The organism is Hyalangium ruber, from assembly GCF_034259325.1.
GTDB lineage: Bacteria > Myxococcota > Myxococcia > Myxococcales > Myxococcaceae > Hyalangium_A > Hyalangium_A rubrum.
Genome location: NZ_JAXIVS010000005.1, coordinates 521951 through 546608 on the forward strand (window position 1 = coordinate 521951; position 24658 = coordinate 546608).

Annotated in this window: 15 protein-coding genes and 2 pseudogenes; 12 read left to right on the forward strand and 5 right to left on the reverse strand. The window is 65.5% G+C overall.

The window, feature by feature from the left end; genetic code table 11:
- Entirely contained in the window at positions 1 to 1524 is a 1524-nt protein-coding gene (locus SYV04_RS17675; protein ID WP_321546978.1) for a response regulator, read from the reverse strand.
- Positions 1517 to 2740, reverse strand: coding sequence for a sensor histidine kinase (locus tag SYV04_RS17680; RefSeq protein ID WP_321546979.1), 1224 nt, complete (start codon positions 2738 to 2740; stop codon positions 1517 to 1519). The genes SYV04_RS17675 and SYV04_RS17680 overlap by 8 nt, the downstream gene beginning before the upstream one ends.
- A gap of 398 nt (positions 2741 to 3138) precedes the next feature.
- On the opposite strand from SYV04_RS17680, the gene SYV04_RS17690 reads away from it, so the two are divergent.
- The 5 genes from SYV04_RS17690 (at position 3139) to SYV04_RS17710 (ending at position 16688) form a co-directional block, all read left to right on the forward strand.
- Complete coding sequence (locus tag SYV04_RS17690) at positions 3139 to 13179, forward strand: amino acid adenylation domain-containing protein (RefSeq protein WP_422723946.1); 10041 nt, start codon at positions 3139 to 3141, stop codon at positions 13177 to 13179.
- Positions 13180 to 13335: 156 nt separating this feature from the next.
- Positions 13336 to 15135, forward strand: coding sequence for a sensor histidine kinase (locus tag SYV04_RS17695; RefSeq protein WP_321546980.1), 1800 nt, complete (start codon positions 13336 to 13338; stop codon positions 15133 to 15135).
- A gap of 14 nt (positions 15136 to 15149) precedes the next feature.
- Complete coding sequence (locus SYV04_RS17700; RefSeq protein ID WP_321546981.1) at positions 15150 to 15560, forward strand: response regulator; 411 nt, start codon at positions 15150 to 15152, stop codon at positions 15558 to 15560.
- Between the two features lie 83 nt (positions 15561 to 15643).
- Positions 15644 to 16267: a DUF7226 domain-containing protein gene (locus tag SYV04_RS17705; protein ID WP_321546982.1), complete on the forward strand. Its 624-nt coding sequence runs from the start codon at positions 15644 to 15646 to the stop codon at positions 16265 to 16267.
- A 13-nt stretch (positions 16268 to 16280) separates the two neighbouring features.
- Positions 16281 to 16688 carry a restriction endonuclease gene (locus SYV04_RS17710; RefSeq protein ID WP_321546983.1) on the forward strand — a complete coding sequence of 136 codons (408 nt, stop codon included), beginning with the start codon at positions 16281 to 16283 and terminating at the stop codon, positions 16686 to 16688.
- A gap of 106 nt (positions 16689 to 16794) precedes the next feature.
- On the opposite strand, the gene tnpC is transcribed toward SYV04_RS17710, so the two are convergent.
- Together tnpC and SYV04_RS17720 are read right to left on the reverse strand one after the other, a co-directional pair.
- Positions 16795 to 17823, reverse strand: coding sequence for an IS66 family transposase (gene tnpC, locus SYV04_RS17715; RefSeq protein ID WP_321546984.1), 1029 nt, complete (start codon positions 17821 to 17823; stop codon positions 16795 to 16797).
- A 6-nt stretch (positions 17824 to 17829) separates the two neighbouring features.
- Entirely contained in the window at positions 17830 to 18312 is a 483-nt protein-coding gene (locus SYV04_RS17720) for a hypothetical protein (protein WP_321546985.1), read from the reverse strand.
- Positions 18313 to 18500: 188 nt separating this feature from the next.
- On the opposite strand from SYV04_RS17720, the gene SYV04_RS17725 reads away from it, so the two are divergent.
- The gene (locus tag SYV04_RS17725; RefSeq protein WP_321546986.1) at positions 18501 to 18905 is read left to right on the forward strand and encodes a transposase; all 405 of its coding nucleotides are present in this window, start codon (positions 18501 to 18503) and stop codon (positions 18903 to 18905) included.
- Positions 18906 to 18919: 14 nt separating this feature from the next.
- Positions 18920 to 19126: pseudogene (tnpB, locus tag SYV04_RS43755) on the forward strand (IS66 family insertion sequence element accessory protein TnpB); the annotation flags it as partial.
- Here tnpB and SYV04_RS43760 read toward each other — a convergent pair.
- Positions 19109 to 19348 (reverse strand): annotated as a pseudogene (locus SYV04_RS43760) (transposase); the annotation flags it as partial. The pseudogenes tnpB and SYV04_RS43760 overlap by 18 nt on opposite strands.
- Positions 19349 to 20010: 662 nt before the next feature.
- On the opposite strand from SYV04_RS43760, the gene SYV04_RS17730 reads away from it, so the two are divergent.
- The 5 genes from SYV04_RS17730 to SYV04_RS17750 all read left to right on the forward strand — a co-directional run bounded on the left by SYV04_RS17730 (position 20011) and on the right by SYV04_RS17750 (position 24595).
- Complete coding sequence (locus tag SYV04_RS17730) at positions 20011 to 20583, forward strand: hypothetical protein (RefSeq protein ID WP_321546987.1); 573 nt, start codon at positions 20011 to 20013, stop codon at positions 20581 to 20583.
- A gap of 31 nt (positions 20584 to 20614) precedes the next feature.
- Positions 20615 to 22933, forward strand: coding sequence for a peptidase domain-containing ABC transporter (locus SYV04_RS17735; RefSeq protein WP_321546988.1), 2319 nt, complete (start codon positions 20615 to 20617; stop codon positions 22931 to 22933).
- Entirely contained in the window at positions 22899 to 23093 is a 195-nt protein-coding gene (locus SYV04_RS17740) for a mersacidin/lichenicidin family type 2 lantibiotic (RefSeq protein ID WP_321546989.1), read from the forward strand. Before SYV04_RS17735 ends, SYV04_RS17740 begins: the two co-directional genes overlap by 35 nt.
- Positions 23094 to 23201: 108 nt before the next feature.
- Entirely contained in the window at positions 23202 to 23396 is a 195-nt protein-coding gene (locus SYV04_RS17745) for a mersacidin/lichenicidin family type 2 lantibiotic (protein ID WP_321546990.1), read from the forward strand.
- A gap of 128 nt (positions 23397 to 23524) precedes the next feature.
- On the forward strand, positions 23525 to 24595 hold the full coding sequence (locus tag SYV04_RS17750) for a hypothetical protein (RefSeq protein ID WP_321546991.1): 1071 nt from the start codon (positions 23525 to 23527) through the stop codon (positions 24593 to 24595).
- The last annotated feature ends 63 nt before the right edge of the window (positions 24596 to 24658 follow it).

Below are 24658 nucleotides of genomic sequence, written 5' to 3' on the forward strand. Positions count from 1 at the left end.
TCACGCGGGCCGCGCCTCCAACAGGGAGAGCAGCCGCGGGATGTCGAGGGGCTTGTCCATGCAGGGGTTGCGCGCCGTGCGCAGGAAGGCGCGCGTCTCCTCCGTGAAGGTCCCTCCCGTCATGAAGATGACCCGCCGGGCCTGCTCCGGAGCCAGCCGCTCCAGCTCGTGGTGGAACTGAGCACCGCTCATCTCCGGCATCATCAGATCGCAGAGGATGGCATCGAAGCGACGGCCGGAGGTGATGTGCGCCAGCGCATCCTGGGCACGCTCGAACGTGGTGACCTGGTGCCGAGTGCTCAGCAACCGGTGCAAGGCCATTCCCACGGCCGCCTCGTCGTCGAGCACCAGCACGCCCAGCCCCTGAGCGGAGGACTTCGGCCTCATCTCCCGCACGACCTCCTGCCCCTGGGCCACGCGCAGGAGGATCCAGAACGTGCTGCCCTGCCCTGGTTCGCTCTCCACGCCCATGCTGCCGTCCATCTCGGTGATGAGGCGGCGGCAGATGGACAGCCCCAGCCCGGTGCCCACTCCCACCGGCTTCGTGGTGAAGAAGGGCTCGAAGATCCGCTCGCGGAGCTGCGGCGGAATGCCCGCCCCGGAGTCGCGGATCTCCACCCGCACCTGCTCCCCCACCCGCCGGGTCACCACCCGGATCTCATTCGCGTCCCGGCGGCCCTCGGGAATGGCCTGGGCCGCATTGATGAGCAGGTTGAGGAAGACCTGCCCCAGCCGTGCCTCACCGCCGTACACGGGGGGAAGCTCCCCGTAGTCCTTCACGAGCTGGGCCCGGTGGAAGAGCTGGTTGTGTGCCATGCGCAGGGCGGAGTCCATCACCCGGTGCAAGTCCGTCGGTCCGAAGTGCTGCCCCTCGGGGCGTGAGAAGATCTTGATGTCTCGGATGATGTCCCGGATGAGCCCGGTGCATGAGAAGGCCTCGCGCAGCGCCTCCATGGACTCCTGGAAGTTTCCCTGCTCCTCGGCGTTGGTCAGGCTGAACTCCAGGTTCATCATCACCGAGGCGAGCGGGTTGTTGAGCTCATGCGCCACGCTGGCGGCGAGCATGCCCAGCGAGGCCAGCCGATCCGACAACATCACCTGTTCCTGGAGCTTGCGGCGCTCGGCGCGCAGCTCGGCCTCGCGCAGCTCGCGGGCCACGGCCGGGCCCAGCCGCCCCAGCCGATCCTTGAGCACGAAGTCGTGGACGCCCGCCTTCATCGCGGCCACCGCCACGTCCTCGCCGATCGTCCCGGACACGATGATGAACGGCACATCCAGCCCGCGCTGCTGCACCAGGGAGAACGCGCTCAGGCCGTCGAAGCGGGGCAGCGCATAGTCCGCGATGACGACGTCCCAAGCCCCCGCGCCCAGCGCGCGCTCCAGCCCCTCACGCGTCTCGACACGAGTATGGGAGACATCGTAGCCACTGCGCCGCAGCTCGCGCAGCAACGCCATGGCATCGTCCTCGGAGTCCTCCACGAGGAGCAGTCTCAGGGGCTGCGCACTCTGGAGGGCCTCAGTCATGGGGAGCTCCGGAGGCAACGGTGGTGGCGGAAGGAAGGGGCTGCTCGTTCAGGGTGAAGAAGAAGCGGGCGCCTTGGCCTGGCTCACCCTCGCCCCAGATACGGCCGCCATGACGGCGGATGATGCGCTGCGCCGTCGCCAGCCCCACGCCGCTGCCCTCGAACTCCGACGGCGAGTGCAGCCGCTGGAAGACGCCAAACAGCTTGTGCTGGTAAGCCATCTCGAAGCCGGCACCGTTGTCCTTCACGAAGTAGGCGCGGGCTCCTTGCGCTTGCGTGACACCGAACTCGACCTCGGCAACGGGGCGCTCGCGCGTGAACTTCCAGGCATTGCCCAGCAGGTTCTCCAGCACGGAGCGCAGCAGCTGCGGGTCGCCCCGGTCCACCAGTCCCTCCTGGACGGTGAGTCGCACGGTGCGCTTGGGATCCTGGGCCTGGAGCTGCTCGAAGACGACCCGTGCCAGGGCTGACAGATCGCACTCGCTGGCCGACAGCGTCGCGCGGTTGACCTTCGAGAGTGCAAGGATGCCATTGATGCGATCGGCCATGCGCTGGGTCCCGCCGCGAATGCGCTTCACGTAGTCCACGCCCGTCGCGTCCAGCTGCTTGGAGCAATCCTCTATCAACGCATCGCTGAAGATCGTGATGGCGCGCAGCGGGGCACGCAGGTCATGCGCCACGGAGTAGGCGAAGTCCTCCAGCTCGCGGTTGGCAAGCTGGAGCTGGGCGGTGCGCTCGGTGATGCGTCGCTCGAGCTCCTCACCTTCGCTCCGGCGGGCCGGGGCCAGGTTCTTCACGAGCGACACGCCACCAATGACGCGCCCCTGCTCGTCTCGCAGCGGGATGCCATCGCACCGCACGTGCCTGCCTTGGGGCACGTTCTCGTTGCGGATGAACATCTCCACATCCCGGACTTCCTCTCCCTTCAACGCCCTCCGAATGGGCAGTTGATCGCTCTCGAAGGGTGTCTGCTCATCCGCGTGGAAGAGCCCGAAGGCATTCCCTTGTATGGGAGCGCTGGCCGTGCCGCCGGCGCCAAACAACTGGCGCGCATAGGGGCTTGAATAGATGCAGGTTCCCCGAGCATCCGCGATGGAGACGCCGTCGGAGACCGTGGTCAGGAAAGACCCAAGGAGTTGCCGGTGTTCGGCCTGGAGGATTTCTTCGTTGAGCAGGTCCGCAGGAGGCGCGGAGGGCACGGTAGTAGAGTGTGGCATAACCCCTCAAGAAGCCAGGGCCCTCCAATATACGCCCATCCCTCTGTAACTGTCATGTAGGTGACGCTCTGGGGACACACTCCGACAGTGTCTCGAATTTCACCCCATGCACGAGGACTTCCTGGAGGGCGACCTCGGGAGCAAGCAGTCGCTCGCCACGGGAGCACCTTCTGCGCGCAGGTCTTCCAGTTCCTGTCTGTTTCTTCTTTCCCGTCAGCACTGCACGGGAAATGAACTCGGAATGCTCTTTTCACACCCGCGCTGCACGAAACAAAAAATCGGAACTTGATACAGCAATTAATAATATGAGTGAGTAGAGTAAAAACACCAACTCCGAACTCTCATCTCTGATCATGAAACATCCTACTCTCTTCCCTCTCTCATTCGAGCAGGAACGCATGTGGTTCCTGTCCAAACTCCATGGCGCCGCACCGGCTTTCCACGAGCGAGGCGGAGCCTGGCTCCAGGGTCCACTCGACCTCCTTGTGTTGAAACAAACACTCGCTGAGGTGGCGCAGCGACACGAGGTCCTCCGGACAACCTTTGTCGAAGTGGATGGGCAACCCGCTCAGCGAATCGCTGACACGATTGACCTTCCCTGGCGCGAGGCAGACGCGAGAACGACAGAGGAAGAGGCCCTGTCCGTCGCGCGCGAGGAGGTCTCCCGCCCGTTTGACCTGGAGCATGGTCCTCTTTGGCGGGTCTGTCTGATAAAGCTGGAGCCACAGCGGCATCTGCTCGTGGTGACGATGCATCATCTCATCTCGGATGGAGACTGGACCCTCGGCCTGCTCTTCTCCGAATTGTTTTCGCTGTACACGGCACGCTGTGAAGGGCGCTCGGCGGACCTTCCCATACCCCAGCTCCAATATCGGGATCATGCGCTCTGGCAGCGCGAGCACCTGCGCGGGGAGAAGATCGCACGTCAACTCACATGGTGGCGGGAACAACTCCAGGGGGTGTCCCCTGCCCTGGACCTCCCTGTGGATCGGCCTCGCCCCTCCATGCAAGGCTTTGCGGGAGGAACGGTGGAGCGGCGCATGTCTCCGGCGCTTGGACAGGCCGCAAGAGAACTGGCGGAGAAGGAAGGTGTCACGCTTTTCGCGGTGCTGCTCTCGGGCTTGCAAGCCGTGCTCCACCGATACACCCACCAGGATGACATCAACGTGGGGACACCCTTGGCTGGGCGGCAACATCCAGGCGTGCGACAACTCTTGGGTTATTTCGGAAACCCTGTCGTATTGCGTGGGCGAGTAGGCGATGATCCCTCCTTCCGTCAGCTTGTTCTTCGCACACAGCAAGACTTCACCCACGCTCAAGCTCAGGGTGAGCTGTCCTTCAAGGACCTCGTCGAGGCGCTGGCCCCCGCGAGAGACCTCAGCCGACCGCCGCTCTTCCAGGTGCTCTTCGTCCTGAGAGACGCGTGGCTCTCCCCTCTCACGAGCCCGGCACTCACCCTCACGCCCGTGGACATCGAGCTACCGTTCGTCGCTTATGAACTCATCGCGTCTGTCCGAGACCTGGGGACCGACCTGAGCTTGAAGCTCGAATACAACCGCAAGCTGTTCTTTCCTGAATCCGCTGAACAATTGCTCGGGCACTGGGAGGCGTTGCTACACGGTGCCCTCGAGACACCGGAACAGCGTATTTCTGAAATACCGCTGCTTTCTGCCGAGCAGTCGCATCAACTCTTGTATGCGTGGAATCAAACGCAAGCGGATTATCCGAAGGATTCAACGATATACGAGACATTCCAGGAACAGGTCCGTCGTGCCCCGGAGGCGGTGGCCTTGGTCTCCGGTGGCCGGCAGCTCAGTTACCGAGAGCTGGAGCGCCGGGCTCATCGGCTCGCCTGTGAACTCCGCGATCGAGGGGTAAGGGCCGATGACCGGGTGGCGCTCTTTACCCAGCGCTCGCCCGAGACGATCATCGCCATGCTCGCCATTCTTGGAGCAGGGGGAGCCTATGTCCCCCTCGACCCAGAGCTTCCCGCCGAGCGTCTGGCCTGGATGATCGAGGACGCCCAAGCCCGATTGGTGGTGGCGGTCGGCTCGTCCCCGCTCCCTCTGTCGATTGAGGGCCTCGAGCTCCTTCGCATCGAGGCAACGGAAACTCCCGCCGCTGACGAGGAGTTGGCTCCACTGCCGAGCGAGGCCCGCAGCGACAATCTCGCCTATATCCTTTACACCTCGGGCTCAACGGGGACTCCGAAGGGTGTCGGCATCATCCAACGCTCCGTCGTCCAGCTTGCCTTCCACGCCGACCTGAGCCCTGACGATCGCGTCTTGCAGGGGGCGACCTATTCCTTCGACATGTCGGTGTACGAGATATGGGGCGCGCTCCTCAAGGGAGCCCGCGTCGTCATCGGCGCGCGAGACGTCACCCTGTCTCCCCAGGCGCTCGGGGAAGAGCTGCGGCGTCAAGCGATCACCGTGTGCTGCCTGACTCCCGCGATGTTCAACACGCTGGTCCGGGAGGAACCTCGACTCTTCCAGCCCGTCCGGACCGTGATCGTCGCTGGCGATGTGCTGGATCCCCACTGGATCCGAGTCGCGCTCCAGGCGGGGAACACGCGGCTCTTCAACGGGTACGGCCCTACCGAGACCACCGTCTTCACTCACCTCCACCCCATCACGGAGGTGCCGGAGGGGGCCACCTCCATCCCGCTCGGACGCCCCATTCCGAACGTGCAAGTCTATGTGCTCGATCGCCACCTGAAGCCCGTTCCTCGGGGCGTGCCAGGCGAGCTCTATGTCGGCGGAGCAGGCCTGGCGCGGGGGTACTGGCGCCGACCGGAGCTCACGCAGGAGCGCTTCATCCCCCACCCCTTCTCGCAAGAGCCTGGCGCCCGGCTCTACAGGACGGGAGACCTCGTCCGATATCAGCCTGGAGGACTGCTCGACTTCCTCGGACGCATCGATCATCAGGTCAAGATTCGAGGCTTCCGCATCGAGCTCGGAGAGATCGAAGCCGTGCTCGTGGAACACCCGGCGGTCAAGCAGGTCGTCGTCACCGCACGCGTGCTCGGGTCGGGTGACAAGCAGCTCGTGGCCTACGTCGTTCCGCGGGCGAGTCCGTCCCCCTCCATCACGGAATTGCGTGAGTACCTGACGCGGAAGCTGCCGGCCTACATGGTGCCAGCCTTCTTCGTCATGCTGGACGCCCTGCCCTTGAACCCCAATGGCAAGGTGGACCGGCGGGCCCTGCCCATTCCAGAGGAAACTCGTCCGGAGTTGGAGCAGGAGTTCGTCGCCCCACGGACCCCCACGCAACAGGCGCTGGCGACCATCTGGAAGGAGATCCTCTCGCTGGACCGGGTCGGGCTCCACGACGACTTCTTCGCGCTGGGAGGGCACTCGCTGCGCGCCCTGCAGGTGACGTCGCGGATACGCCAGCACTTCCAAGTGGACGTTCCTCTGCGCTCCTTCTTCTCCCATCCCACGCTGGCCAGTCTGGCCGACCTTGTGAGCCAGACTCAGGGCGGGCAGCAGGCCGCTCCGTCCATCACCTCCGCGTCCCGTGGCGCCGTCGTGCCGCTCTCCTTCGCCCAGGAGCGACTCTGGTTCCTTCAACAGCTTGCACCCGCGAGCGCCGCGTACAACTACCCGGCGTTTTTCCGAATGCATGGGCCACTCGACGCCGATGCGCTGGAAAAGAGCCTCCAGGTGCTCGTTTCCCGTCACGAGTCCCTACGAACCCGCTTCTCGGAGATCGATGGTCAGCCGATGCAAGTGATTGCAGCGCACCTGCCCTTGCGCATCGAGCGCATCGAGCTGCGGTCCCTGCCGCGAGAAGAGCAGGAGCAGGAGGTCCATCGACGCGCTGAGGCCGAAGCGAGGCGCCCCTTCAATCTCCACCGGGCACCGCTCCTGCGAGCGAACCTGCTCACGCTGGGTGACGACGAGCACGTGCTGCTGCTCAACCTCCACCACTCGGTCACGGACGGCTGGTCCATGGACGTGCTCTACAGCGAGCTGGAAGCCCTCTACGGTGCTTTGCCCCAGGGGCAGCCTCCCGCCTTGCCGACACTCGCTCTGCAGTATGCCGATTATGCGGCCTGGCAAAGGCAGTGGGCCGAGACGCCAGCAATGGAGGAGCAGCTCACCTGGTGGAAGAACCAGCTCGCCGGGGCTCCTCCCGTCCTTGAGCTGCCCACGGATCGGCCTCGGCCCCCCGTCCAGGACTTCCGCGGCGCACGAGTACCCTTCCAGATCGGCCGAGAGACCACCGCGGCGCTGCGGGCCCTGTCAGCCCAGGAGCGCGTCACGCCCACGATGGTGCTGCTCGCCGCGTTCCAAGCGTTGCTCCACCGCTACGCCGGCCAGGAGGAGTTCCTCGTCGGCATGCCTCACGCCAGCCGGGAGCGCTCGGAGCTGGCGGGGGTGGTGGGCTTCTTCGTCAACACCCTGCCGATGCGGGCCGATCTCTCGGGAGCACCTTCCTTCCGGACCCTGCTGGCGCGGGTACGCGAGACGAGCCTGGGCGCGCATGAACACGCGGAGGTCCCCTTCGAGCGCCTGGTCAAGGCGTTACGGCCCGATCGAGACCTCAGCACGCTGCCGCTGGTGCAGGTGATGTTCGCCCCCCAGGTCTCCAAGCTGGGGCAACTGAAGCTGGACGGGCTGGGCGTCGAGCCGCTCGACCTGGATCCGGGTCGCGCACCCTTCGACCTCACCCTGCTCTCCTGGGAAGAAGCCGACACGCTCGCGGGCCAGTGGGAGTACGCCACGGCGCTCTTCGATCGGAGCACGCTCGAGCGCATGGCGGGGCACCTGTGCAGACTCCTGGAGGGCGCCGTCCGGCAACCGGACGCGCTGCTCTCGGGACTGCCACTGCTGGCAGAAGAAGAGCGGCAGCAATTGCTGGTGCGGTGGAATGACACCGCTGTCGACTACCCCCGCGACTCCACGATTCCCGAGGCCTTCGCCGAACAGGTCCTCAGGGCTCCAGAGTCCGTGGCCGTAAGGTTCGGCTCGCGGCAGCTCACGTACCGGCAACTGGACCAGCGCGCCAACCAGTTGGCCTGGCGGCTGCGCCGTATGGGCGTGGGCCCGGACTCTCGCGTGGCGATCGCCATGGAGCGCTCCCTGGAGCTCGTCATCGCCTTGGTGGGGATTCTCAAGGCAGGCGGCGCCTACGTTCCGCTCGACACGGACTACCCTCGCGAGCGCCTGGCCCTCATGCTCGAGGCCTCGCGACCCGATGCCCTCATCACCACCACGGCCTTGCTGCCGAAGGTCCCCGCGCAGGGACTGGGTCACCTGCTCATGGACGAGGCTCGGCTGGAGGAGGAACCCACTTCCGCCCCGGACTCGGGAGTGACGGCTCGAAATCTCGCGTACATCTCCTTCACATCCGGCTCCACGGGTCGGCCCAAGGGGGTCTGCATCGAGCAGCGCTCGGTGTTACGGCTGGTCAAGAACATCCGCTACGCGGAGCTGGGCCCGGGGGAGACGCTCCTGCTGGCCTCGATCCTCTCCTTCGACACCTCCACCTTCGAGCTCTGGGGCAGCCTGCTCACGGGAGCCACCCTCGCCGTCTTTCCGCCCCACCCTCCCGCGGATGCGCTGGAGCTGACCGAGGTGGTAGCTCGCCATGGCGTCACCTGCCTCTATCTGTCGTCCGGCCTCTTCGCGCAGGCGGTGGACGTGGCCGCGCAGCGGCTGGCGAGCGTCCCCAGCCTGCGCCACATCGTTGTCGCCGGAGATGTGTTGTCCGCCCCGCACACCCGCCGCATGGTGGAGCTGGGAGTGACCGTCACGAATGCCTACGGTCCGACGGAATGCACCACCTTCGCGACGGCCTGGCGCATGGAGCCACACTCGCGCGTGGAGGACCCGGTGCCGCTGGGTCAGCCCATCTCCAACACCACTTGCTACGTCCTGGATGAGCACATGCAGCCGGTGCCGATCGGCGTGGCTGGAGAGCTCTACCTCGGAGGGGATGGTCTGGCGCGCGGCTATATGGGCCAGCCGGAGCTCACCGCCGAGCGCTTCGTGCCCGACCCCTTCGGCTCCGAGCCCGGGGGGCGCCTCTATCGGACCGGAGATCGGGTCCACTGGCGGAGCGATGGCGCACTCGAGTTCCTCGGTCGCCTGGACACCCAGGTGAAGGTGAGGGGCCATCGAATCGAGCTCGCGGAGGTGGAGACCGCCCTGCTCTCCTTCCCCTCCGTGTCCAAGGCTGTGGCGGTGGCACGCGAAGACTCCCCCGGCCAGAAGCGCCTGGTGGGCTACGTCGTGGCCCCGCCCGAGCTGGACATGGCCGTGCTGCGCACCCACCTCACGGAGCACTTGCCCAGGTACATGCAGCCTTCAGCGCTCGTGCGGCTCGAGACGCTCCCCCTCACACTCCCTGGGAAGATCGATCGCCGCGCGCTGCCAGCCCCCAGCACGACCCGGCCCGGATCCGAGCAGAGCTTCGTGGCGCCGCGCTCGGAGCTCGAGCACACGTTGGGAGCCATCTGGCAAGAGGTGCTGGGCGTGGAGCGAGTGGGCGTCGAAGATGCCTTCTTCGATCTCGGGGGCCACTCGCTGCTACTGGCACAGGTCCGCGTGCGGATCCGCGAACGGCTGGAGCGAGACATCGGACTGGTGACGCTCTTCCAGTACCCGACGATCCGCCAGCTTGCCGCACACCTGAGTCCCAACGAGGGAGAAGCGCCCAGGGTCTCCGCCCCCCAGGAGAAGGCAGCCCCCCCCCTCGCGCGACAAGAGCACGCCATTGCCATCATCGGCATGGCCGGCCGCTTCCCGGGCGCACGCAGTCCGCGGGAGCTGTGGGAGCTGTTGAGCGATGGGCGCGAAGGCCTGAGCCGCTTCACCCGTGAGTCGCTCGACGCCTCCGACCTGCCGCCGGAGCTTCGGCGGGACCCCTCTTTCGTCCCGACCATGGGACTGGTCGAGGAGGCCGCCCATTTCGACGCGGCCTTCTTCGGGTACTCCCCCCAGGAGGCGCAGCTCACCGATCCTCAGCAGCGCCTCTTCCTCGAGTGCAGCTGGGAGGCACTGGAGGACAGCGGCTACGACCCACGTCGCTACCCTGGCGGCATCGGGGTCTTCGGCGGCGCGGGGGTGCCCCGCTACTGGTTGCAGCAGGTGGCCATGCAGGGCTCTCCGCGAGGCAGCTCGGGCGACTATCGAACCATCGTCGGCAATGGCAACGACTTCCTGGCGACGCGGGTGGCCTACAAGCTGGGACTGCGTGGCCCCGCCCTGAGCTTGCAGACGGCCTGCTCGACCTCCCTCGTTGCCATCCACCTGGCCTGCCAGAGCCTTCTGTCCCGCCAGTGCGACATGGCGCTGGCCGGCGGCGTGTCGCTGTTCTCGCTCACCCCCTCGGGCTATCCCTACGAAGAGGGCGGGATCCTCTCTCCCGATGGCTATTGCCGGCCCTTCGATGCGCAGGCCCAAGGGACCGTTCCTGGCAGCGGCGTGGGTGTGGTGGTGCTCAAGCGGCTGGAGGAGGCACTGGCGGATGGCGACACCATCCATGCCGTCATCCTGGGCTCGGCCATCAACAACGATGGTGCCCAGAAGGTGGGATACACCGCTCCCAGCATCGAGGGGCAGGTCGAGGTCATCGCCAAGGCCCAGGCCGCGGCGGCAGTGACCCCTGAGACCCTGAGCTATGTCGAGGCGCACGGGACGGCCACGCCGCTGGGAGACCCCATCGAGGTCGCGGCCCTCACCAAGGCGTTTCGCCGTGGTGCGGTTCCGAAGCAGTCCTGCGCCCTCGGCTCGCTCAAGAGCAACCTGGGGCACCTGGACGCGGCGGCCGGAGTGACCGGCCTGCTCAAGGTGGCCCTCTCCCTCGAGCACGAGCTCATCCCCGCGACGCTGCACTTCCAACGCCCCAACCCGGAGCTTGCGCTCGAGGACAGTCCCTTCTTCGTGAATGCACAGCCGCGCGCGTGGCCGCGCGGAGAGCGCCCCCGCCGCGCCGCCGTGAGCTCTTTTGGCATTGGTGGAACCAACGCTCACGCCATCCTGGAAGAGGCTCCGGCGCGCGCGCCGTCCGGCCCTTCGCGCCCCTGGCAATTGCTGCCGTTGTCCGGCCGCACCCCCACGGCGCTCGAGTCGATGACCGACAGGCTGAGCGAGCACTTGCGGCAACAGCCGGAGCTGCAGCTTCCAGATGTCGCGTTCACCCTCCAGCAGGGCCGAGTGGCCTTCGAGCACCGCCGGGTGGTGATCTCCCAGAAGCGGGATGCCGCGATCTCCTCGCTGGCTTCACGAGAGAGCGCGAAGGTCTTCGAGGGGGTCGTCCCGCCGCAGCCGCCCCAAGTCATCTTCATGTTTCCGGGCGGCGGCACTCAGCACGTGGGGATGGGACACGAGCTGTACCAGGGCGAGCCCGTCTACCGAGAGGCGCTCGACCGCTGTGCCGACCTCTTCGGACAGGAGCTGGGGTGCAACCTGCGCTCGCTGCTGTTCGCCGAGGAGGCACACCGCGCCGAGGCCACTTCCCAACTCCTGCGGCCCTCGCTCAACATGGCCTCCATCTTCTCCACCGAGTATGCGCTGGCGCAGCTCCTGCTCTCCTGGGGAGTGCGTCCCTCCGCGCTGACCGGACACAGCCTGGGAGAATACGCGGCCGCCACCCTCGCCGGTGTGCTCTCGCTCGAGGACGCGGTGGCCCTCGTGGCCCTGCGCGGGCGGCTGTGTGACGCGATGCCCGAGTCCGCCATGTTGAGCGTACCCCTGCCAGAGGAGGCGCTCTCCGCCAAGTGGGCCCAGGAGGTCTCCATCGCGGCGATCAATGGGCCCGCGCACTGCGTGGTCGCGGGCCGCAAAGAGGCGATCGATCGACTGGAGGCGAAGCTGCGCCTCGGGGGAATCGAGACCCAGCGTTTGTGGTTGGCGGGAGCCTCCCACTCGCCGCTGGTGGAACCCTTCGCGGCCCGCCTCACCGAGCGCGCGGCCTCGATGAAGCTCCAGGCCCCTGTCACGCCCCTCGTCTCCAACCTCACGGGCACCTGGATGAGCCCTGCGGATGCGCGCGATCCCTCTTACTGGGCCCGCCACCTGCGAGGAACGGTGCGGTTCGCCGACGGACTCTCCACCCTGCTGGCGATGCCAGCCCCCGTGCTCATCGAGGTCGGGCCAGGCAAGGTGCTGGCGTCCCTGGCGCGCCTCCATGCGCAGACGGGGCAGGCCCGTCTGGTAGCGAGTACCTTGTCCACTCCCAGTTCGGACCGTGGTGATCTGGAAACCCTGTTGGGCGCGGTGGGGAAGCTCTGGTGTGTGGGAGGCGAACTCGACTGGGCCGCCTTCTCTCGGCAAGAGCGCCGGCAGCGGGTGCCCCTGCCGACCTACCCGTTCGAACGGGTCGAGCACCTCATCGAGAAGCCGCGGAGCGTTCAGCCTCCCCCCGCTCCCCTCGTGAAGCCCCCTCCGCTGGATCGGGATGCGATCGAGCAGGTCGTCTCGGAACTCTGGCGGGAAGTGCTCGGCGTCCGTTCCATCCGGCCGGACGATCACTTCTTCGATCTCGGCGGGTCCTCGCTCATTGCCTTGCAGCTTCGCACCCGGGTGAAGGAGAGGCTCGGCGTCGTACTGCCCATCCACACGCTGGTGGAGAACCCCCGGTTCACGCAGTTGCTGGCCGTCATCCGGAAAGCGAGCGCCACTTCTCCAGCGGCCCCTGAAGAACAGGCCGCCCCGAGGGAACGCCTGCTGGTCTGCCTCCAGGCTGGGGACCCCGAGGCCCTTCCCTTCTACCTGGTCCAGCCCATTGGTGGCACGGTCTACTCATACATGAACCTGGCCCGCCTGCTCGGTCCTCAGCAGCCGGTCTATGCCTTTCGCGCCTCGGGCATCGAGCCAGGGGAACCCATCCATCCCGACGTGCCGACCATCGCGGCGCATCACATCGCGGAACTGCTGGAGCGACAGCCTCGAGGGCCTTTCCAACTCGGCGGGCATTCCTCCGGAGGTGCCGTGGCCTACGAAATGGCCCGCCAGCTCCACCAGCGGGGGCTGGACGTTGCTCCCGTGTTGCTCCTCGACACACCGCCGCTGCCCCTGAACCAGCTCAAGATCGAGCAGCCCGAGGATCTGCTGCGCCTGGCGGATCCCTTCCGGGAACGGGCGCCCTCCGCATGGGCGGGTCTTGCCAGCGCGGTCGCCAAAGACTCGCCCTTCCGGGAGTTCCTCATGGTGCATGCGCACGCCCTGGCCTCCTACGCGCCCAGGCGCAGCAAGCTCCCCCTCGTCTATATCCGCGCCAGGGAGCGAAATGAGGTGCTGGAGTCCCACGCCGAGCGCTGGTGGATGAACCACACCGACGGTGCGTTCTCCATGCACAACGTTCCGGGCGATCACTTCACCATGATGGAGTTCCCCCATGTCGCGGCCGTGGCCCGCCTCGTGCGCCAGAACCTCCTAGGAGCCGAACAGGGAGCCTACCCACACAGCGAGGGAGCAAAGGATCACTGAAGCAGCTTGCTTGGAATTGAGCGATTCCCTCGTCTTTCCTGTTCAGCCGAAAGGCCGGCCGAAAAAAGCGCGCGGGACCTGGCTGTAATAAGGTCCCGGCGCATGATCCGTCCGGCAGCTCTCTCGGCCTCCAACGGCCTGCCCGCTCAAGAGGGAATGGCAATCTTTGACTCCTCCGGCCGGCTGGCCGAGTGCAGCGCGGAGTTCGCGCAGCTGCTCGGAGCCCAACCCCAGAAACTCCTCGGCCGCGCGTACGAGGAGCTTTCTCTCTCGTCGGGGAGCTCCGCCCTGTCCCTGGTCCGACAGGCGCAGGAGACGGGGAAGGCCGCCTCCCAGGAACTCACCGTGGGTCAGGCCCTGCTGCGGGTCATCGCCCAGCCGCTCCTGGCTCGCGAGGGCGGCGCTCCTCGTGTGGCCGTGACCCTCGCGGCGCTCGAGCAGGCGCCAGTGCCACAGGAACAGATGCAGTGGCTCGAGACGGAGTTCGCCCGGTTCCGCTCGTTGTTCGAGCATCTGCCGCTGATCGTCTGGACCGTGCGACCCAACGGCGCGCCCGACTACCACAACCAGTTCTGGTACGCGTTCACTGGCCTTCCCGAGGGCCCGATCGATCCCGATTCGTGGCGGCAAATCATCCATCCGGAGGACCTCCCCAAGCTCATCCAGAACTGGACCCATAGCCTGGCCACCGGCGAGCCCTACGAGATGGAGTGCCGCTACCGGCGGCACGATGGCGCCTGGATCTGGCATCGCATCCGAAACCTTCCCGTGCGCGATGCGGAGGGTCGCATCGTCTCCTGGCTTGGTTGCAGCATCGACATCCAGGAAAGCCGGGCCGCCGTCGAACAGGCGAAGGAGGAACAACGCAAGTCGGAGCAGGTACGCGCGGCGCTCGATACCTTCTTCGATGCCGTCCCCGCGGGCATGGCGCTCTTCGACGATCAGCTGCGCTACATGCGCATCAACCGATCCCTGGCGGAGATCAACGGCCTGTCCGTCGAGGCCCACATCGGGCATACGACGCGCGAGCTGTTCCCGGAGTTGAACCCCCATCCGGAAGGGCTCCTGCGCCAGGTCCTCTCCACGGGAAAGACGGTGGTCTTCGAGAGTACCGGCAAGACGCCCGCCTCCGACGATGAGCTCACCTGGATGGCATGCACGGCGCCCGTGCGCGCGCCGGATGGCCACCATCTGGGGGTGGCCACCGTGATCCTGGATATTTCGTATCGCAAGCGCGCCGAGGCCGAGCGCGATCGGCTCATCGCCGCCCTCGAGCGCAGCAACCGCGAGCTCGATCAGTTCGCCTATGTCGCGAGCCACGATCTCAAGGCGCCCCTGCGAGGCATCACCAACCTGGCGCAGTGGATCGGGGATGACCTGCAGGAGGTCATGACCGATGAGACGCGCAAGCAGTTGCGGATGCTGATGGGGCGAGCCCACCGCATGGAGGCGCTCATCAACGGCATCCTCGACTACAGCCGTGCCGGGCGGGTGCGCGAACACCCCGAGAACGTCGACGTGGGAGTGCTCCTGACCGAGACCATCGAGATGCTCTCCCCGACGCCTCCAGCCTCCATCCAGGTCGAGAGCCAAATGCCTGTATTGCACTCCGAGCGAGTGCCCCTTCAGCAGATCTTCCTCAACCTCCTGAGCAACGCGCTCAAGCACTCCATGCGCCCGGATGCACTCGTGCGCGTGAGCTGCACCGAGACGGGCGATGGCTGGGAGTTCTCCGTCGCCGACAACGGCCCCGGGATCCCCGCCGAGTACCACGAGCGGATCTGGGGAATCTTCCAGACGCTGCGGGCGCGGGATGAGGTGGAGGGGACAGGGATTGGCTTGTCGGTGGTCAAGAAGATCGTCGAGGCCCGTGGAGGAGCCGTGAGGGTGGAGTCCGCCGCGGGGCAAGGGGCCACCTTCTTCTTCACCTGGCCCAAATCCGCCCCGAAGAAATAACTGGAGCCCGAGATATGCGAACCCTGAACATCCTGCTGGTTGAAGACGATGAAGTGGATGTGATGAACGTCCAGCGGTCTTTCAAGAAGAACAACATCAGCAATCCGCTCTATGTGGCGGGCAATGGCGTCGATGCGCTGGAGATGCTGCGCAGCGGCAAGGTGCCCGCGCAGAACCGGCTCATCCTGCTGGACATCAACATGCCGAAGATGAACGGCATCGAGTTCCTGCGAGCCTTACGCGCTGACCCGGTGCTTCGCACGAGTCCGGTGGTGGTGCTCACCACATCCAACGACGACAAGGACCGGATGGAGAGCTTTCAGCTCAACGTGGCGGGGTACCTGCTCAAGCCGGTGACTTTCGGCTCCTTCGTGGAGCTGATGCTGGCCCTGAACAAGTATTGGATATTGGTGGAAATGCCTTGAAGTGGAGATTGCCCAGCCAAAGCTCGACGTAGCTAAATCGCGAATCCGGCTGTAGCCTGAGCTACAGGATCTATCGGGATATTATGAAGCATCACTGGCTCATGTCACGCTTCCATTCCGTGACATCGAGCCAGCCCGAATCCGAAGAGACGCTCAGCAAGTCTGCCCGGCTTCATCGCACCGTCGATGTGCCCCAGGCTGATCGTCTCGAGAACGTCCGGCAGCTGATGGCAGCCGCGAAGGAGGGCATTCAACACCCCGCAGCCCTTCGCGAGCTACTTGGAGTCGATGAGCGCCATTTCGCATACTACCGCAGGGCCGCCACGATTCTGGGGCTCCTGGTAGACCGAGAGGACGGCCGTCTCGACCTCACCGAGGACGGGCGTGCGCTTCTCGGAACCAAGGAGCGCTCTCCCGAAGAACGCCGCCAGTTCCACGCTGCGATCATTTCCGCGCGCGGGCTGAGACCGTTCCAGTCCTTCTTCGAAGGCGAGACGATCTCCTTCGAGGAGATCTCGCACCGGCTCGCCCAGCTCACCGGCCTCTCGAAGACCACCGCCGACAGACGCGCGCAGACGCTCATGCGCTGGCGTGAATATGTGCGCGCTCCTGAGTCGACCGCGGTCGGCCCGGACCTCCCCAACCTCACCAGTCAGCTCGCATCTCATCGCCACGCACAACGCACTCGCCAAACAGCGATATCTTGAATGGCTCTCAAAGATGGAGCCCGCAGCGTTCGAGAACCTGGTGGGCCAGCTCGTTGAAGCCCTCAACCATCGCGATGTGGAAGTCACCGGACGACCCGGCGATGGAGGCGTGGATGTCCGCGCGGTTCGCGTCGACCAATGGGGGCATGCCGCGCCCATCGCCGTTCAGGTCAAGCGGTACAGCAAGTCGCTCGGACGCAGGACCGTGGACGAACTGCTCGGGACGATCGTGCGCGAGAGGTACGTTGCCGGCATCCTCGTGACGACCTCCGACTTCTCGAAGGACGCCCAGAAGGCAGCATCGCTCGCTCCTCAGATCCAACTGGTCAATGGGGCCCAACTCGTGGATCTGCTCGCCGAACACGGCGTAGCGATCGCATACGGCCACTATGGCGAGTTGGTGCTCGCCACGGGCGACTGAGGTCGCGCGGTCTGGGTGAGCATCTGCGGAGGAGAAACGTAACTGTTCGCCGTGCCCCATCCTGGTTCGGAGCTGACCCGGGAGGAAGGAGCGACAGGAGAGGCCGTCAGGCCTGGCTCTTCGGGAGCGTGACGGTGCCCGGTTTCTCGATGGCGGCGAGCGCAGCGCGCCGCAGGTAGTGCCCCGGGTCCTCTCCGCGCAGGCGCGCCGTCTCGATGAGCGAGTAGAAGAGAGCGGCCACCTCGGTGCCGCGCTGGGACTTGCTGCCGTAGTGGTTCTTGCGACCCAGCACCACGTCTCGCATCTGTCGCTCGACGTGGTTGTTATCCAGAGGCACCCGCGGGTTGTGCAGGAACACCGTCAGTCCGTTCCACAGCTCCAGCATGTACTCAAGGGTCTTGCGAAAGGTGCTGTCGGGCAGCGCCTTCTGAGACAGTGCCCACGCTTTGATGCGCTCGATGAGGGGGGTGGACTGCTGCTGGCGCACGGCGAGCCGATGGGTCAGCACCTCCTGCTGCGCCTTCTCCTCCAGTTCATGCCAGTCTGGGAGGTCTTCCTCAATGGCATACAGCTGACCGATGAGCGTCAGCACCTGCTCGCAGCAAGGCTCGAACTTGAGCGCCTCCACGAATTTGCGCCTCACGTGGGCCCAGCAGAAGGCCAGGGTGGCGGGCGCGGGCCCCTCAGCACTGGCCTTGGTGGCCGTCTGGTACGCCGCGTAGCCGTCCACCACGACAACACCCTGGAAGTCTCCGAGCACCGTCTTGGCCGTGGCGCCCGAGCGACTGGGGAAGATGCGGTGGTACACCGCGTCCGGCGAGGCCACCGTCCACACGTACCACTTCTTTCCAGGGCCCTTGTCCAACAGGTACCAGAGGGTTTCATCCGCGTGGATCAGCGGTGAGGTGAATACCTCGGCCAGCAACGCCTCGTAGCTTTTGTGAAGGTGGCGGGCCAATGCCTCGAGCTGATCCCACAGCGTCTGGCGCTCCACCACCAAGCCCTCGCGCTGGAACATGCGCTGCTGGCGCGCCAAGGGCAGGTGAAAGGCATACTTCTGCAAGGCCACGTGGACGGCGAATTCCACCGAGTAACGGCCACCCTCCACCAAGCGTGGCGGGGTGGGCGCTGTCACCGGCGCTCACCCTTGAGGGCAGCGGTACTTCTGACGGTGCAGCTTACGCAGCACGAAGTGGCGCTCCACCACGGTGATTTCTTCGCTGTCCTCTGTCTGCCCCTTCCACTCGTGCAGGGCACCACCGCATAGGCCACACACCTGGTCGGCTTCGTCCAGTGGCAGCAGCACCTCTTGGACGGGCAGCTCGGGCTGCACTCGCGGGCCATGGCCCGGCTGCTGCCGCGTGCGCTGCGGCGGCGGCTCGGGCGCCGACACGGGGCGCTTCTCGCTGGAGGCGCCGTACAGGCGCTGTTGCATCAGCGAAAGCTGCTCCTGGAGCTGGGTGAGCTCGCGCTGCAGCAGCTGCTGGGCGTCCTTGCCCTTGAGCCGGGCAATCTCCGCCACCAACTGCTCCAGCCGCTGGTGCAGCCGCTCATTCTCGGACTGAAGCAGCCGAGCCACCTGTTTGGCCGTGTCTAAGTCTGGCAATTCGTCGATGAGCACCATCCTACTCTACAGGTGCTACGACGCGTGGCCCACCGCCAGGGTTTTTTCTTCGAAGGCCGGTGGCGACAACTTCCAGCGGCCTGCCAGCTCGCACCCCTCCAGGAACAGCGTAAGACCTCGCCGTGCCCCGTCGTGACGGGTTCTCCTTCTCGTGAGACCACCTGCGGCCACACACCAGGAGGTGGTCGGTGGAGTTGGAGAAGGAATTGGAGCAGTTCCGTCAGGAGGCGCAGCGGCTGAAGGCTGGGCGGCGCAGTGGCTCGTTGCCGTTCCCTGAGGCGCTGCGCGTCTTCGCGGTGCGCTATGCCGAGCACACCGTGGCGGCGGGAGGGACGGTGACGGACGCGGCGCAGAAGCTGGGGGTGTCCGGGCCGACGCTCTACGAGTGGCGCAAGGGCCGTCCCGCAGGACACCGCCGTCCGAAGTCCACCGAGCAGGGCGCGGCCCTGGTGCCAGTGCGCGTCGGCGAGCGTCGCGCCCAAGCCCAGGTGGCTGGAGTGCAGGCGATGGCGCTGGTGTCGCCAGGCGGCTGGCGAGTCGAGGGCCTCAGCGTGGAGAGCGCCGCGCAGTTGCTGGGGAGACTGGGGTGCTGACGCTCACGCGCGCGGTGCGCGTCTTCGCGTACGCGGCCCCGGTGGACATGCGCAAGGGCTTCGATGGACTGAGCGCCCTCGTCGAGCAGCAGTTGGAAAGGCAGTTGCTCAAGGGGGATGTGTTCCTCTTCGTGGGCCGGTGCCGGCGTCGGGCCAAGGTGCTGCACTTCGACGGCACAGGCCTGGTGCTGCTCACCAAGAGACTCTTCCGGGGACGCTTCGCCCGGCCCTGGTGCGTTGCGCCACTCGTAGAGCGTCGGCCCGGACACCCCCAGCTTCTGCGCCGCGTCCGTCACCGTCCCTCCCGCCGCCACGGTGTGCTCGGCATAGCGCACCGCGAAGACGCGCAGCGCCTCAGGGAACGGCAACGAGCCACTGCGCCGCCCAGCCTTCAGCCGCTGCGCCTCCTGACGGAACTGCTCCAATTCCTTCTCCAACTCCACCGACCACCTCCTGGTGTGTGGCCGCAGGTGGTCTCACGAGAAGGAGAACCCGTCACGACGGGGCACGGCGAGGTCTTACCCTGGGACTGGCCACTCGGTCTGTGGAACTGGCTCCAGTTGAGGGGCCATCGCAACTCGCATGGTATTGAGCGCTTGGCAGCAGTTGCCCACAAGCCCCGACCCCCGACCTCCGCCACGCCTCCATGGAAGGACAGCCTGGGCAGGTGTGTGACCCACGGGATTGCCCGCCCTCTGCTCCAGCCCGGCGCGCAGCCCTTGGCGAACCCCGCAGCAGCCCTCCCCTCCCTCTCTGCTCTAGCACTTGAGCCTCAACTGGGGCCCCATTCCTCCTATTTCTGCCTACCGCTCAGGTAAAGGCACGGGGAGGGGGTCAGTTTTAGTGTCGCGAGGGGGCAACCTTGCTGTCGCTCTACAGGGGGCGAGTCCGCCGCCAACGTCTCTTGCCAGCTCCGAAAGGGCCTGACTAAGGACCCGAGTTTGAACGAAGGCGGGGCGCGCAGATGTCTGATTGCCCACGAGTATCTTCTTTCCATGCAAGCCGGGTTTGACTCAGCACCGGGATGGTTCCTACACTGTCCGTGAATAATTTCCGCGCTGGGAATACAACAGCCGCCTACACCCGCCGTCGAGCGAGCATGTGCATGGCAGATGATCGGCAGCAGATCTTTCGAGAGAAAGCGCTTCGTCTCTACATGGCAAACAGCCAGAAGATGGTGCTTCCCCGACTGATTCGTCCGAGGGCGTTGGGGTATTTCTGGGGGCTCATCGCGCTGCTGGGGTTGGGGGCCGGGCTCCTCTCGTCCGTGCAGGTGCCGGTTCACGTGACGGGCCGCGGCTTGATCGTGGCGAGAGATTCTCCCACTGGGACCGAACTCGTCCTTCTGGCTCTGCTTCCACCCGACAGCCGCGTCGACCTCGCCCCGGCGCAGCACCTACTCGCCCGCTTTGCTACGAACCGTGAGCCCTTGCGCGCTAGCGTAATGTCCGTGGAATCCCACGTCATGAGCCCTCAGGCCATCCGGGAGCGTTTCTCTCTGGACGCGGCATTGTCAGGGAGCGTGACGGAGCCCGCTGCCGTCGCGGTGGCAAGGGTCGAGTTCATCCCAGGGGAAATCCCTTACGTGGCCTACGCCGGCAGCATCTCCCACATCGAGGTGGTGACCGGCACACGCCGGATCATCGACTTGGTGCCAAGGCTCCACTCGTTTCTCTAATTAGCAAGTTCACGAAAGGCTTTGAGGCCTCATGCAACGTCAGCGCCGTGTCCCAGTCATCCTGCAACAGGCCAACGCAGAGTGCGGCGCTGCCTGCTTGGCCATGATCTTAGGGTACTACGGCCGCAAGACCAGCATCGCCGAACTGCGTGAGTGCGTCGGGGCCGGTCGCGATGGCATCAAGGCGAACGTCATCACTAGGGTCGCGCGAGAGATGGGGCTGCGGACCCGGGCCTACTCGGGGCAGCCGGAGCACTTCGCATACATCACGCTGCCCGCGCTCATATTCTGGGAGTTCAAGCACTACGTCGTCGTAGAGCGCTGGACTCCCCAGCAAGTGGACATTGTGGATCCGGCGATCGGTCGTCGGAGCCTGACGCAGGAGCAGTTCGACGCCGGCTTTACCGGCGTGGTCATCACCTTCGAACCTGGGGTTCAGTTCTCCCGCAAGTCCGGTGACTCGATAGGCACTTGGCGCACCTACCTCCAGCACATGCTCGCCGTCCCCGGGCTGCGCGCGGGGCTGGTGCAGATCATCGCGGCTTCGTTCCTGTTGCAGGTGCTGGGCCTGACACTGCCCATCGCCACCAAGGTCGTCGTCGACTACCTGCTCCCCGCACGGATCCCGGACCTGCTGACGATCCTGGGGTGGGGGCTCGTCATCACCGTAGTGATGCAGGTCGTCACAAGCTATCTGCGCGCCGCCTTGCTCCTCTACCTCCAGGCGCGCCTCGATGCCCAGATGATGCTTGGCTTCTTCGAGCACATGCTCAGCCTGCCCCTCGCATTCTTCCAGCAGCGTAGCACTGGCGATCTGATCATGCGCCTGAAGAGTAACAGCATCATCCGCGAGGTGCTGACAAACCAGACGCTCGCTGCGGTGCTCGATGGCAGCTTGGTGCTGGTCTACCTCTCAGTGCTCTTCCTCCTGGCGCCGCTTTTTGGCGCGGCCGTGCTCGTCATCGGCGCCGTGCAGGCCGCAGTGCCCGTGCTCACCGCGCGCCGGGTCAATGCGCTCCTACAGGAGGAGATCACCGCCGACTCGGCATCCCAGGGGTACTTGGTGGAGGTGCTGACGGGGATGGTCACGCTCAAGGCCACCGGCGCGGAGAACCACGCTCTCGACCGATGGTCGAACCTCTTCTTCAATCACCTTAACACGTCCCTCAAGCGCAACCACCTCGCGGCGCTCATCAACGTCTCCACATCCGCGCTGGGCTTGGTCGCCCCCCTGGCGCTGCTCTACCTCGGGGCCCGGTTCGTTCTGGAGGGTCAACTGAGCCTTGGCACCATGCTCGCCCTCAACACGCTGGGCATTGCCGTGCTGCGGCCCCTCTCCTCGCTGGTCGCCGTGGTGCAGCAGCTCCAATTCGGCGCGGCCCACTTCGCGCGACTGTTCGACGTCCTCTCGGCTGAGCCCGAGCAAGCCGCGCGCAAGGAGGCGTCCACGCCCAGGCTCTCCGGCCAAGTCGAGTTGCGCAACGTGAGCTTCCGCTACAACCCTCATGCTCCCTACGTGCTGCGGGACATCTCGCTGCGCATCGAGCCAGGGCAGAAGATCGCCATCGTGGGACCGACGGGCTCGGGAAAGACGACCTTGGGGCTGCTCCTGCTAGGCCTCCACGTGCCCACGGAAGGAGAGATCCTCTACGATGGGATCCCGCTCTCGGACCTGAGCTACCGCGACGTCCGCAGTCAGTTTGGCGTGGTGCTGCAGGAGCCGTCGATGTTCTCCGGCTCCATTCGCCACAACATCGCGTTCACGAGGCCAGACGTTCCGCTTGAGGAGGTTATGCGGGTGTCCCGGCTGTCCGCCGTTCACGACGAGATCATGCAGATGCCCATGCGGTACGAGACCCTCATATCGGAGCGTGGGACCTCTCTGTCCGGCGGGCAGATGCAGCGGCTGGCCATCGCTCGGGCACTCCTCAACGAGCCCGTACTGCTCCTGCTGGACGAGGCCACCAGCCACCTTGATGTCCTGACCGAGTCGCAGATCGAGCGCGAGTTGGCGCGGCTTCGCTGCACGCGCATGGTCATTGCCCACCGGCTGAGCACCGTCCGCGATGCGGATCGCATCCTGGTCATGAATGCCGGGAGGATCGTCGAGCAGGGCATGCATGAAGAACTGCTGCGCCAGGGCGGCTTCTATGCCTCGCTGATCAGTAAGCAGCTTGAGGCGGACCAGAACGCCCTTCCGCCACTCGAATCCAAGGAGAACGACGGTGCGTGGCCCCTCCTCGTCAAGACCCCGACTCTCGAACAAGGCCGGTTGTGCAGCGGCAATCAAGACTCAACCCCCAAGGCGGAAGACCATGTCGAACATCATCAAGGCCTGGAAGGATGCTGATTTCCGCACGGATTTGAGCGCCGAGGAGCGCGCGCTGCTCCCCGAGAACCCTGCCGGAATGCTCGAGCTGACCAACGAGGCGCTGCCCGAGGTGGTCGGCGGCCCCTCGTGTATGTGCTGGAGCGGCTGCGGCTCCGACGAGACGCAAAAGGAGAACTGAGCTTTCGAGGAAGGTGCGCGGCGTAGCGCCCCTCGTCGACCAGGACCCGGCCCCTAAACGAGGCCGGTTGTGCAGCAGCAGTCAAGACTCAAACCAAGGAGAAAATGCATGTCGAATATCATCAAGGCCTGGAAGGATGCTGATTTCCGCACGGAGCTGAGCGCCGAGGAGCGCGCGCTGATCCCCGAGAACCCTGCCGGAATGGTCGAGCTGACCGACGAGGCGCTGTCCGACGTGGTCGGCGGCCCCTCGTGTGTGTGCTGGAGCGGCTGCGGCTCCGAGGAGGTGCCGGGCGAGACCTGAGCTTCCAAGCCAATAAGTAGGGTGGGAGAGGGGCGCGCTCAGGCATGTCCCTCTCTCTTTCTTTCGCTGCCCTCGAAGAGGAGGTGTCCTCTGGGACGTGAGGGGGCATATCGCCTGAGGTAGCCTTCATGAAGTACACGACGCGAGATTACCTGGACATTGTCGCTCCTCATGTCCCCCAGCGGCTCATTGATGTGAACAGCATGAACCGGCTCGCCGAACTCGCCGCAACACTGCCGCCATCCTCGAACTTCGGCTTCGAGTGCAAGTTGGGGAGCCCGGCGCCCACGGCCGACTTCCTGATCGCCGTCATTGCCTCCGACGGCAGCCGGGGTGCATGGGCAGAAGAGGCCCGACAGGCGCGGGGGCGACGCTCGCACCCGGCCTGGGAGAAGGTTCAGCGCTTCCTGGCAGACTGGGAGCGCAGCGAAGGCGGCTTCGAGCCCATCTACGACACATGGCTGGAGTTCGACATGGACGGGCAGGACTCTGAGGAGCCCGTCCCCAGCTTCTTCTTTGGGTTCGATCACACCCGGAACGACAACTACCCGGATACTACCCGCACCATGGTGGAGAGGCTACGTGCGGCGCCTCTGCCGAGCGCCGGACTCGATACCCTGAGTGCCTGCTTCAAAGAGCTGCCACAGCGAGCGCAGGTGTTCCAAATTGGACTGATGCTCTCTCGCCCCACAGATGCGGTACGGCTCTGCATCAAGCGGCTCACAGCCGAGCAGATCGCCACCTACCTGAGCCACATCGGTTGGCCGGGCTCAGTGGCCGTGCTGCAGCGCCAACTCGAGTCCATCGCGCCGCTGGTAGATGGTATGGGGCTCGATCTCGACATCGGCCAGTCCGTGCTGCCCAAGATTGGCATCGAGTGCAGCATTCGTGACGGCAGTGATGGGCGAGACAAGGTCAAGGCCTTTCTGGAGCGCTTGAGCACCGAAGGGTATTGCACCCCCGGCAAGGGGACGGCCATCCTTGAGTGGCTGGGGCTTTGCACCGAGCGCACTGATCGGGAGCGCTGGCCAGCTCACCTGATCAAGGCCTCCGAGGGCCTTGGCCCCGAGGTGCTGAGTTCCTTCGCGAGGACCTTGAACCACATCAAGATCAACTACGAGTCAGACCAGGAGATCGCCGCGAAGGCCTACCTGGGCGTGAGGCACTATTGGATTCGCACCCGAGCGGGAACCTCGTGAGCCCATCCGTCCTGCCGCAGTCTTCCTGGTATCATGCCCTCTCGCTGCGTGAGCGGCTTGGGT

Excerpts from the sequence above, each read along its gene's own strand:
- SYV04_RS17720 (WP_321546985.1), bottom strand. The coding sequence starts at position 18,312 with ATGGTGCTCATCGACGAATTGCCAGACTTAGACACGGCCAAACAGGTG.
- SYV04_RS17735 (WP_321546988.1), top strand. The coding sequence starts at position 20,615 with ATGCAACGTCAGCGCCGTGTCCCAGTCATCCTGCAACAGGCCAACGCA.
- SYV04_RS17750 (WP_321546991.1), top strand. The coding sequence starts at position 23,525 with ATGAAGTACACGACGCGAGATTACCTGGACATTGTCGCTCCTCATGTC.
- SYV04_RS17695 (WP_321546980.1), top strand. The coding sequence starts at position 13,336 with ATGGCAATCTTTGACTCCTCCGGCCGGCTGGCCGAGTGCAGCGCGGAG.
- SYV04_RS17705 (WP_321546982.1), top strand. The coding sequence starts at position 15,644 with ATGAAGCATCACTGGCTCATGTCACGCTTCCATTCCGTGACATCGAGC.
- SYV04_RS17730 (WP_321546987.1), top strand. The coding sequence starts at position 20,011 with ATGGCAGATGATCGGCAGCAGATCTTTCGAGAGAAAGCGCTTCGTCTC.
- SYV04_RS17710 (WP_321546983.1), top strand. The coding sequence starts at position 16,281 with ATGGAGCCCGCAGCGTTCGAGAACCTGGTGGGCCAGCTCGTTGAAGCC.
- SYV04_RS17740 (WP_321546989.1), top strand. The coding sequence starts at position 22,899 with ATGTCGAACATCATCAAGGCCTGGAAGGATGCTGATTTCCGCACGGAT.
- SYV04_RS17680 (WP_321546979.1), bottom strand. The coding sequence starts at position 2,740 with ATGCCACACTCTACTACCGTGCCCTCCGCGCCTCCTGCGGACCTGCTC.
- SYV04_RS17745 (WP_321546990.1), top strand. The coding sequence starts at position 23,202 with ATGTCGAATATCATCAAGGCCTGGAAGGATGCTGATTTCCGCACGGAG.
- SYV04_RS17675 (WP_321546978.1), bottom strand. The coding sequence starts at position 1,524 with ATGACTGAGGCCCTCCAGAGTGCGCAGCCCCTGAGACTGCTCCTCGTG.
- SYV04_RS17690 (WP_422723946.1), top strand. The coding sequence starts at position 3,139 with ATGTGGTTCCTGTCCAAACTCCATGGCGCCGCACCGGCTTTCCACGAG.
- SYV04_RS17700 (WP_321546981.1), top strand. The coding sequence starts at position 15,150 with ATGCGAACCCTGAACATCCTGCTGGTTGAAGACGATGAAGTGGATGTG.